Origin of the sequence: Yaniella sp., assembly GCF_030453185.1 — a bacterium.
Taxonomy (GTDB): Bacteria; Actinomycetota; Actinomycetes; order Actinomycetales; family Micrococcaceae; genus Yaniella.
Genome location: NZ_JAKDKW010000078.1, coordinates 1 through 10655 on the forward strand (window position 1 = coordinate 1; position 10655 = coordinate 10655).

The window sequence follows — 10655 nt, forward strand, 5'->3', positions numbered from 1 at the left end:
CGATTAGCGCATTACCAACAGACTCTGGTCCCCGCAGGCAGCGAATTAGGCTAACTTCGCCGGGTTGCGATGCTCTCGAGCCGTGATGACCATGTCTCGGATGACGAAGGCCGCGTAGAGAACCAACAGGACAAATGCGATCGTGCTAGTGATTACGGCCTCTGGCCGTGCGACGTCACCCGAGAATAACGAGCCGAGTTCGACAACGTTCATGGCGGTCCCGGCGAGGCCCACAATTGCAACCACCAGGCCCAGAAGGGCACCGATGATGTGGTGGAGCATGCCGACGAGCGCACAAACGACGAGCGCTAGTCCGAGGAATGCCGGAATCATCGCGGTCCAACTTGCAAATTCGGTAACTGCATACGCAGCGCCGCCTACGATGATGAGGATAATGCCGAAGGTGATATGAATGCGTGACATGATGCCCTCCTGACGGTCTGCTATTGCATGACCTAGCAGAGCAATGAGTGACCATGCAGAGGTTTCGACCGTCTTGTGTCTATCATCTCACTGATGGGTGTGTCACGTAAAGCACTTCGCTGGCATTCTGCCACCGATCTGCTGCATCATCGACGGTTTGTTTCCAAGGGAATAGCAGTTCACGGCAGTCGAGGACGTTACAGCGATACCAACAGCAGCGTGGCCGCAAACACGAGCCCGGAAGCGAGGAGCACAATAGTGCTATAGCCGAGGATGTCGCGCATCTTGAGGCCCGCGATGGCTAGCAGCGGGATAGCCCAGAAAGGTTGGATCATGTTGGTCCACTGGTCGCCGTAGGATACGGCCATGATGGTAATTTCTGGGTCGACACCTAAATCAGCTCCGGCTGAGAGCATGATTGGGCCTTGGACGGCGAATTGTCCACCGCCCGACGGGACGAAAAAGTTCACCAGTCCGGCTGCGAAAAATGCCAGCATGCCGAAGGTAACCGGGTTGGAGATAGAGACAAAGGCGTCGGAGAAAATCTGCACTAGGCCCGAGCCGACCATGAGTCCGAGTATGCCTGCGTACAACGGGAACTGCAGCAGGATCTCGCCAACATTCGAGGCCGCATTCTTGGTGAGGGCAATCAGCTCGAATGGGTTGCGCACCAACAGCATGATCAATGCTAAAAATGACCAGTTCACAGTGTCCAAGGTGAGCGTGCCGCCGCGGCTGAAATGCAGTATGAGGTAGGCAACCAGCAGCAACCCAACCAATAGTGTCACAAGCCGACTAGCGTCGAGTTTGTCGGCGGGAGTGACAACTTCTTCTTGGCCGTCATCGACGGTTTCACGCAGGTCGATTTCCAGTTCGGAAATTTTATCGCCCTTACGGGGCGCAACCAAGAATAGCGCCAAGCCGACCACTAAAATGGTTGCCAGTGCCGCCAATAAGTTCCATCCGGAGAATACGGTTTGGCTGAGGGGGATGGTCTGGCCGTTTAAGGATTCTGTGAGAAATGAGTCTTCAGTCGCAGCGGTAAGCGGCCCCGAGGCGGAGTACCCCATGTGCCAGACGACGAATCCGGCAAAACCTGATGCCACGAGCATAGGGAAGTGCAGCCGCAATCCTCTTTCGCGCCCCTGATAGGCGACCTCGCGCGCCAGCAGGCCACCGACCACTAGCCCGAGGCCCCACGTAATCAGACTGGCAATGGCTGCTACGAAGAAAACAAAAACGTAGGCTGCTAATTCCGTCCGTGGAACACTGCCCAAGAAACTGAGGCCGCTGCGGACCGGTCCGGTATTCGCCAAGATGTGGCCGAGCAGCAGAATCAGGGCCATCTGGGTGATGAAGTCAAGTAGGCCGGCCAAGCCGTCGCCCCAATAGACCACCAGATCGCCCGGCGAAGTGTCTGTCAGTATGAGCGCCAAAATGACGACGATGAATGTCAGCAGAATTGAAAAAACCAGTGACGACGGAATGAAGCGTTCAACGATGTGGTTCACAGGGCGCATGGCTCTGGAAAGCGCCGTGCCTTCCTTATGCGGTTCGGTCGATGTGTTTTGGGGTGACATGTCAAAACTCCTCAAGGTGGGGTCCGGTGCTGGAGCATGATGTTATTGTGAGGTCGATCATACGGTATCCAGTGTGGTCGCATCGCGGTGACTTGACGCCGGCCGAAGCTGTGGGTACAGCAATTTCTGAGCAAAATCGCTTGATTTGTGTTGCTCAGCTCTTTCGAAACAAGAAAGCGGGCATTAGCGTGGAAGGACAGCATCCTTAATATCAAGGGTGAAAGGAGGGGACTGTGAGTCCTGAACATACTGAACCAGACCAGGCACCCCAACGCCCGGATCCGGAGCATGGCAAATCGCCTACCAAAATGGGATTCTTCATGGTGCCGGTGGAGCTTATCGGAACGGTGCTCCTACTAGGAGTCGGTGTCCGGTTTTTGACGGTTGAAGGTCAGCCTGATCTTGTTGCTTACGTTGCTTTTGTGCTCGGCGCCATTCTATTGGTGGACGTGATCCGTCGTCTCAGGAGACTCTCCACGGGACGCGACCGCTACTAGCTACGCACATCTTATGCAGTGACAACAAGAATCAGTGGGTATCCAGTCAATGTCTGTGATGCTCACTGATTCTTTTGTCTAGCGTTGGTGGCCTGCTGCGCAGTGCCGCATCTACGCTAAAAAGACATACTTGAGGCTTAAGTTTCTACAACCTGAGCCTGCTCATCGGAGGTGAGTTGCCGTGACCGACCGAACACCAGAACACCACGAGCACGACCCAAACGACAATCCGAATCTTGACCCCAACCCGGATGAAGACCCAGATTTAGAGGCCGGCGGAGGCGTGAAGCCAGGCCACACGCCTCCCGAATCGCAATCAGCTTCAGCCACGCCACGCCATACACCCAGCGCACGGCCACCGCGTTCGAAAATGACGCTGGTACTGATCGGCGTCATTGTAGCGCTCCTAGTATTTTTCTTCATCGCCTACGGCATTGGACTTTGGGACTAAGGCCACCAGTAGGTTCTAAGCTTCCACGACCGGCTGGATCCGTTTCCGGTACCGCATACCGCTGGCCTTTTGAACTGAGAAGTTTAGGTTCTGCCTGAGTTGAGGCAGCTATGCTTGTGCCTTGTGGCACCCCGGTAAAACTCGAGGTCGACCAGGGGAGTGGTTCTAGTTGAAGGAGTAACTGCGTGGGTCTGTTCATAGCGGTGGTCCCGGTATTGGTGACGCTGCTTTTGCTCGCTTTCTCACGAATCTCCGCGGCCATCCCGCCACTTCTGGGCACCGTCAGCGCAGCCATCATTGCTCTCTGGTATTTTGACACACCGGTTGAAAACCTTGTGGCCGCCTGGAATGACACCTTCTGGACACTGATAAAGGTTTTGGCAATCATCGGGGGCGGTGTCTTGCTCTCGGGGGTTATGGATCGCACCGGGGCTCAGCGTCGTCTGGCCGGTTGGCTTTCTGCCGGTGGCCCCGGAGTTGCGTCGGCGCTCCTGATGGCACACGGGGTCGTACCATTTTTGGAAACAGTCACCGGTTTTGGTGTCTCAGTTCTCATCGGACTGCCACTGCTGTTGTCTTTTGGTTTTACCCCGTATCGAGCTGCGCTGCTGACACTGCTGGGTCTGATGATCGGCCCCTGGGGTTCGATGGGGCCCGGGACGCTCATCGCAGCGGATGCGGCCGGAGCGCCACTGACCGATATGGGTTTGGTATCGGGGTGGATGAACCTCATCCCCTTCGTGGTCTCTGGTATCGCAGTCGCCATCATCGCGGGAAATGGGTACACCGCCACCAACATTCCAGGACGACGGAAGGTATTTTGGGCAGCGGTAGGGGCAGGCTCTGGCGTCGTGCTGTGGGGATTTACGATGACGGCGAACCTGTTGCTAGGCACGCCGGTGGCTGGCGCCGTGGCCACACTCATTATGGCGGTACTGTGGTTGATCTTGATTCGTCGCGGCCGTTTGACGCCGGGTCCTGGCCGCTCGCTTGTGCCGTACCTCGTCCTGCTGGTGGGCACCATTATCGGCCAAATCCTCTACCGCTCCATCGATCTTGGTGTGCTCGGCGAGATTATGTCTTCTCCTGCATTATGGTCGACGACGGCGGCGCTGACTGCACTGACTTTCATGAATATGCAGCCCGGAGACGAGCGGGCCCTGCCCAAGGCAGCACTGCAGATGTGGTGGGCGGTGGCAATCCCGACGGCCCTCTACGTGCTACTCGGCGTGATGATGGCCGGCGGTGGACTGGCAGACCAAATCGCCGGTAGCTTAGCCTCACTGGGCTCGGTTTACCTGTTCCTCATGCCCTTCGTGGCTGGCCTTTCGGGCTACATCACCGCTTCCGGCACCGGTGCGAACGCAATGTTCGGGGCCACACAGGTTTCGGCGGCACAAGGCCTCGGCGTCTCACCGCTGTGGGCGATGGGCTTGCAAAACTCGGCTGCCGGCTGGGCCATCATTGCGGGGCCGGCGCGTATTGAACTCGCCTATCGCATGGCGCACGTGTATCAGCGCGAGGATACTCCCGGCCCGGCAGTAAGCCGAGGATCGCTCCTGAAAGTACTGCTACCGATCGTGCTGCTCAGTCTGGTCCTCTGGGGCGTTGTCGCAGTAATCTTCCTACCGATGACGGGGTAGGCAGCCATCGACTCCCTGAAAATACTTATATCGCCTTATTTATAAGTGATATTGTGGTGCCATGATGCAGGCAGTAGGAATCATCGCAGACATCGTGGACTCCCGTGAGATGGTGGACCGTTCCGCCGGCCAGCGCGCAATCACCGACGCTTTTGCTGAAGCCGAAACAGCGGTGTCGCCCATCCGACCTGCCTGGGCGACAGTGGGGGACGAGTTTCAGGTGATTGTAGCGACCTGGCAAGATTCCTTGCGCCTTACATTGCGCATGCAGGCACTGCTCCCCGATGGTATACAGCTGCGCTACGGCATCGGAGCTGGCCAAATCAACACCATAGAACAAGGCGAGTCGGGTCCCATCCAGGATGGCACTGCCTGGTTGCACGCCCGTGCTGCCATTGACGAGGTTGAAGAGCGCCAGCAGCGTCGCGACGATGTGATGTCGGGTTTTTGTAGCGACGACGTCGACTTGGCGACAGCGGTCAGAACTCAACTCATGGTGCGCGATCATGTGTTGGGAAGAATGAAGGCTCGCGAACGCCGACTCTTGAGCGCCTTGCTCTGCGGCGCTACACAACAGGAGGCTGCTCGAAACGAGCGCATCTCGCAGGCCGCCGTTTCACAAACGCTGCATCGTTCGGGTGCCATGGCACTTTTAGAAGTCGATGATATGCTCGCGGTTTCGTCCGATTCCGAAAACTCGAAAGAAGACGCCTAATGCTCGCAGTGCTCACCATCTTGGCCGTGGCAGTCACCGACCTTCTCCGACTAGTCCAACCACACCTATCTTTCCGGGCCGCGCAGTTCATGCAAATGGGCTGGTGGGTGGTGCTAGCCGTTGCCGCCGCCATCTGGGTTCGACCTGAAGGTTGGGCCGGTGCCGTCGCAGCAGTGGTAGCCGCCGCCTGGTATTACGGCTCCGAGCGCATGGATGGTACGGAGCAGCAGCAACGCCCGCCCTCCGCGACATTTGCATGGTCGGGTGTTGGCCTTATCGCGGTTGTCGCCTGCTTGGCATGGTTGGACGTTGTTGCCTTGAAGACGTCGCCTCCTGACGGGCTCATGTGGATTGCCCTTGCACTGTTTTTGACCCAAACCGGAAACCAAGTCACACGGGCAGTCCTCTTGCTGTCCGGGCGTGATGCCGAAGGCCACGGAGCCTCCGGCGCTGTGCCGAGCAGTCGCCTCAAGGGTGGCAGGGTTATCGGCCCGTTGGAGCGGATTTTCATTATGGTGTTGACCGTTGTCGGTGCCTACCATGTGGTCGCTGCGTTGATGGCGGCCAAAGGCATTGTTCGTTTCCCAGAAATCTCAGCTGACGCGAAACGAGACCCAGCGGAATCTACGGCCGGAACGAAGGCCGAAGAGTTTCTCGTTGGAAGTCTCGCAAGCTGGGGACTTGCCGGTGGTGCTGGGCTCCTCGCGGCGATGTTCTCATGACAAGGGTGCGCGAAACACCTTATAATCTGCTAGTTATAAGGTTTTTAGCGCAGCTGCAGTTGCGGCCAGTGGGCGGTGTCTCGTAAAAGCTGTCGGTCATGCGTCGCCAACACTACAGCAGCACCAGTGTGTTCGAGCGCCTTGGTGAGCTCGTCCACCAGGCGTATGGAAAGGTGGTTTGTTGGTTCATCCAACAGCAGCAGGTTTGGGCGACTCGCTAGCACTAACGCCAATTCCAGGCGCCGCTGCTGCCCCATCGAGAGCTCGCCAACGCGCATCTGTAGCTCGTCAGTACCCAACAGGCCGAGGTCACTCAAGCTCACGGCGTTTTTGTCGCTAACCAGCCTCCTGGCAATAAGCTGATGTACGTGTGATTCGAACAGTTGCCTGACCTTCAGCTTCGAGGGCAGTTCAGATTCCTGCTGCAGTGAACCAACTCGCACCCCGGTTTTCCGCTCGACATTGCCGCTGCTAGGTTGCAGATCTTGTGCAAGGACCTGGAGCAGCGTTGTTTTCCCGGCACCGTTCGGCCCCGTCACTACGAGTCGATCACCACCGGATAATGCCAGGGAAACCGGTGTGGTGAGTCGTTGATCAACGGTGGCTTGCTCCGCTGACAACAGTGTGACGCTGCTGCGGCTCGTCAGGTGCGGAAAATTCAATGTCAACGGCGGTTCGGGAACGGTGAGCGCATGAGCTGCCAAGGCTTCCTGTCGCCGCTGAACATTATGCACCGTCGATGCAGCACGAGTGGCTCGGAGGTGTTTACCAGAGCCTTTTGGTGGACGCCATCCACTGACCAGCCGATCCTGGGCTGCTTGCAAGTCGTCCTGAAGTTTGGCATGTTCGACCTGCTCGCGCGCATACTCTTGTTCCCACTGAATTCGTTCGACAGCTGAGCGATCGCGGTAACCCGTATAGCCGTCACCGTATAACCGTGGACGGCCATCAGGTGTCGAATCCAAGCTCAGTAGACTGTCTGCCAGGTCGGCGAGCAAAGCACGATCGTGACTCACAACGACGACGCCACCATCACGGTCACGTAGTCGATCGGTCAGGAAGTCTAAGCCACTTCGATCCAAGTGGTTGGTGGGCTCATCCAGCAGTAAGAAATCGTGTGTACCACCCAGCAAACATGCAAGGCGGACGCGGTAGCGTTGTCCAACAGATAGCGTGGACAATAGCACTTCACCGTTGGTCTCAGCATCGAGCGCCTCGAGTGCGAGTTGGACCCGGCGCTCAGCGTCCCAAGCCTCGAGTGCCTCGGCGCGCTCAAGTGCCAGGGCGAAGCGCTCCATGGCATTTTTGGTATCGTCGGCCATTGCCTGTCCTGCCGCATCAAGTTCAGCCAAGGCGTCAACCGATGGAGCGATGGTTTCTGCCACAGCATCTGCGACTGTGCGGTCGTCGGCCGCAGGCATTTCTTGCTCAGCGACACCGATTGTCCCTTGGCGAGTGACGGTTCCAGTGTCCGCTTCTAGATGGCCGGTTAGTACGTGCAGCAAAGTGGTCTTGCCTCGACCGTTTTCGCCGACAATTCCAATGCGGGACGTGGGTGTGACGGTGAGGTGCACTTGTTCCAGGACCTGCTTGGAGCCAAGGGCCAGGCCTAGGTTGTTGAGGGATAAATGGGCGCGCGAATGCGCAGGGTAAGAAGTTTTGGAAGGCATACAAATTCCTTGAAGTCTCGCGCGTACTGGCGCGAAAAATGAACATCGACCGAATCGGTCTTGGATACGAAAAGACCTCGGCTCGGGTATGAAAACAACGAGCGCGAAAAGGTCGATCGGATGTTACAGGAAAAGCAGAAGTTGCATAGCCATGCCAGCAGTCTAGCGCGCGCCGTATGTTGTTGACCAGTTGTCTGGGTGTTAGAGAATTCTTTTCCGCAAAGCTACTGGTCAGTAGCTGCTTGAGGGTTTTAATTGTTGATCTATACCTGATCTGCGACGACACACTTAGGAGTCGCTTGTCGGCCATCCGAGACCAGTCTCAACGGGCTAGCCGCCAATGCGTGAAAGTTTCAATAATAAGTAGAAGCTGTGATGTTCGCCATGTATTCTGTGTTCGTTCCACTATAAAAGTGTGTTCATTTACTGATGTCTGCGCCGTTTGGGCCTTGTCAAAAGGCCGGAAGGACAACGGCAATCTCATTCACTTGGAAGGAAACACCGCATGGCGGAAGATGAAAATAACAAGAGGGGTCGGCTAGCTACAGCTGTGCTTGCCGGCTCGGCTCTCGCGTTCGGTTCATTTGCGATTGGAGCGCCCGCGGCGCTAGCGCAAAACGAAGCAGATCAGGACGAGCAGACCGAGCAAGCATCCCCTGATACCGCTACTGAGTCACCTGCATCTGAAGAATCTCCCTCAGCCACCGGCGAGCAGGACGCTGATGACAACGACCAGAGCGAAGCTGAAGAGGAAGACGCTGATGAGCGAGCTGGGGATGACCAGGCTTCAGCCAGTGCAAACGCCACCTCAGAAGACGGTGGGGATGACGAAGCTGCTCATGAAGACGGTGGGGATTTCGGCACTCAAGAAGTAGATTCCGATGTCTCAATTGATAAGAGTCAAGTGTGGCCGGGCGATACCGTAACCGTCACTGGTTCAGGCTTCACCCCAGATGCCGAGCTCGTCATCAATTTAGTTGAGAACGATATCGAGGTATCAGAAGGGCCCCAGATCGGTACGGTTACGACTGATAGCCAAGGCGCATTCACTGTCACCGTGACCATCCCCGAGGATACTCAGCCACGGGACTATAATGTTTCAGTCTATGATGAGGCAGAATTTCACACTTTCAGTGTGCCACTTGAGGTGCTCGACGACAGCGACGTCGAAGTAGATCCACAAGTTTATACCAGCCCGCGTTCAGGACCTGCCGGCTCGACTATATCCATCTCCGGTAGCGGCTACACCCCGCACGGTGAAATCGAACTATCGCTGACCCCCACCGCTGGTGGCGATTCAATAACACTCGACTCGGTGACCGCTAACTCGAATGGCATGCTCGAGACATTCGAGTATTCACTGCCTGAATCCATTGACCGTGGCGTGTACGTGCTGACCGCAGTTGACGCTCAATCGGGCGAAGAAACCACCAATGAGTTTAACGTTACAGACGTTACCCTTGAGGTTGATCCTGAGACCATTCCAGAAGAAGATTTTGCCCTTGCACCGTCTGACGGCGGCGGTGTGACACACACCGTTGAAGGCCTGGAACCGGGCGATGAGGTCGATTTCAACGTTGGCAACGCGTATAACCCCATGGAAGGGCTGTCTGGTAGCGCCACAGCAGATGAGAATGGTGTTGCAGAGTATGTCGTGCACGACGACAGTGACAGCGTTTACATTGGCCGCTACAGTACCACTGTAACCCTCAGCGACGGAACCCACGTCGCGCAGGGCGGATTTGAAGTCACCAGCGAAGAACCACAGGCATCGATATCAGCCAATGAAGTAGCGCCGGGTGAACCAATCTATCTGTCGGGCAGCAACTTTAGCCCCGATACAGATGTGACCATGAACTGGGATCTTGATGAACCCATGACAACGCAGGCCGATTCCGAAGGCAATTTCTCCCATGAGATCGTTGTCCCCGACGATGCTGAATCCGGAACCTATGAAATCGAAATTACCGACGAGACCAGCGGGAAGTCTACGACCGTAGAGCTGTCGGTGGGTACCTCCGATGATGACGAACCCCCGGTTATTGAACCAGAAATCAGCCTCGACGCCACTGAAGCGTATCAGGGCGAAATGGTTGGACTGTCCGGTGCCGGTTTCACCCCGAACGGCGAATTCGAACTTGTCCTGGATTCGGAAGTAGTTAGTGTAGTAGCTGATGAAAACGGCGAGCTAACCGACGCGGTACTACAGGTTCCAAGGGATCTTGCCGCTGGTACCTATGATGTTGTGGCCCGTGATCTGGAGGCCGAAGGGGAAGCTACAGCTGAGCTGACGGTTGTTGAAGCTGATGAACCGACATTGCGCATCACTCCAGAAGAAATCACGCTCGATGATTTCGTCCGAGACGACGAAGATGACGACAATGGTGTCGTCCATACCATAGTCGGTCTTGAACCCGGTGCGGACATTGAAGCCGTCGTTGATGGCCCAGAGGGCGTGCAGACGGTAGAACGCGATGAAACCGCTAATAAAAACGGTGTCGCCGAGTTCGTTATCTACGGTTATGATCTTGACGATCCAACCAGCTACCTGGGCGTCTACGATACAGAAATCACCATCGTTGAAGATGATGCAGATCCGCTGCAAGGAAATTTCGAAGTCATCGCCAATCAGGATAACGGTCCATCAATCGAACTTGGCGCAAACAGCGTCTACCCAGGTGACACCTTGTCTGTTACCGGTAGCGACTTCACCCCAGAAGGCGATGTTACGTTGGAATGGAACCCAACGGTCGATGCTAACGTTGATGCAGACGGTAATATCGACGCAGACCTCAACATTCCAGAAGACACCGAACCCGGTGTGAAGGAATTGACGGTCACAGATGAAGCATCAGGTGACCAAACTTCTGCTGAATTTACTGTGCTTGATCCTGCCGATCAGGTCACCGAACCTGCGATGAGCATCGACCCTGAGGAAATCGCCGTTGATGATT

8 protein-coding genes and 1 pseudogene are annotated in these 10655 nt (G+C 56.2%); 6 read left to right on the top strand and 3 right to left on the bottom strand.

Annotated features, from left to right (window positions below):
• Positions 1–45 precede the first annotated feature (45 nt).
• Together L0H14_RS10220 and L0H14_RS10225 are read right to left on the bottom strand one after the other, a co-directional pair.
• Positions 46–423, bottom strand: a complete 378-nt coding sequence (locus tag L0H14_RS10220; RefSeq protein WP_301419066.1) for a hypothetical protein — start codon at positions 421–423, stop codon at positions 46–48.
• A gap of 197 nt (positions 424–620) precedes the next feature.
• Entirely contained in the window at positions 621–2003 is a 1383-nt protein-coding gene (locus L0H14_RS10225) for a short-chain fatty acid transporter (protein WP_301419068.1), read from the bottom strand.
• A 233-nt stretch (positions 2004–2236) separates the two neighbouring features.
• Between L0H14_RS10225 and L0H14_RS10230 the strand changes: the two genes are divergently transcribed.
• From L0H14_RS10230 to L0H14_RS10250, 5 genes are all read left to right on the top strand, one after another.
• On the top strand, positions 2237–2500 hold the full coding sequence (locus tag L0H14_RS10230; protein ID WP_301419070.1) for a hypothetical protein: 264 nt from the start codon (positions 2237–2239) through the stop codon (positions 2498–2500).
• A gap of 181 nt (positions 2501–2681) precedes the next feature.
• Positions 2682–2951, top strand: a complete 270-nt coding sequence (locus tag L0H14_RS10235; protein ID WP_301419072.1) for a DUF6480 family protein — start codon at positions 2682–2684, stop codon at positions 2949–2951.
• 185 nt (positions 2952–3136) lie between these two features.
• Entirely contained in the window at positions 3137–4594 is a 1458-nt protein-coding gene (locus L0H14_RS10240) for an L-lactate permease (protein ID WP_301419074.1), read from the top strand.
• Between the two features lie 61 nt (positions 4595–4655).
• Positions 4656–5309, top strand: a complete 654-nt coding sequence (locus L0H14_RS10245; RefSeq protein ID WP_301419076.1) for a SatD family protein — start codon at positions 4656–4658, stop codon at positions 5307–5309.
• Positions 5309–6031: a hypothetical protein gene (locus tag L0H14_RS10250; RefSeq protein ID WP_301419078.1), complete on the top strand. Its 723-nt coding sequence runs from the start codon at positions 5309–5311 to the stop codon at positions 6029–6031. The genes L0H14_RS10245 and L0H14_RS10250 overlap by 1 nt, the downstream gene beginning before the upstream one ends.
• A 44-nt stretch (positions 6032–6075) precedes the next feature.
• Here the strand turns inward: L0H14_RS10250 and L0H14_RS10255 are convergent, their stop codons facing one another.
• A complete protein-coding gene (locus L0H14_RS10255; RefSeq protein WP_301421780.1) occupies positions 6076–7701 on the bottom strand; it encodes an ABC-F family ATP-binding cassette domain-containing protein in 1626 nt (541 codons plus the stop codon).
• A gap of 505 nt (positions 7702–8206) precedes the next feature.
• Between L0H14_RS10255 and L0H14_RS10260 the strand changes: the two are divergent.
• A pseudogene (locus L0H14_RS10260) lies at positions 8207–10655 on the top strand (hypothetical protein); the annotation flags it as partial.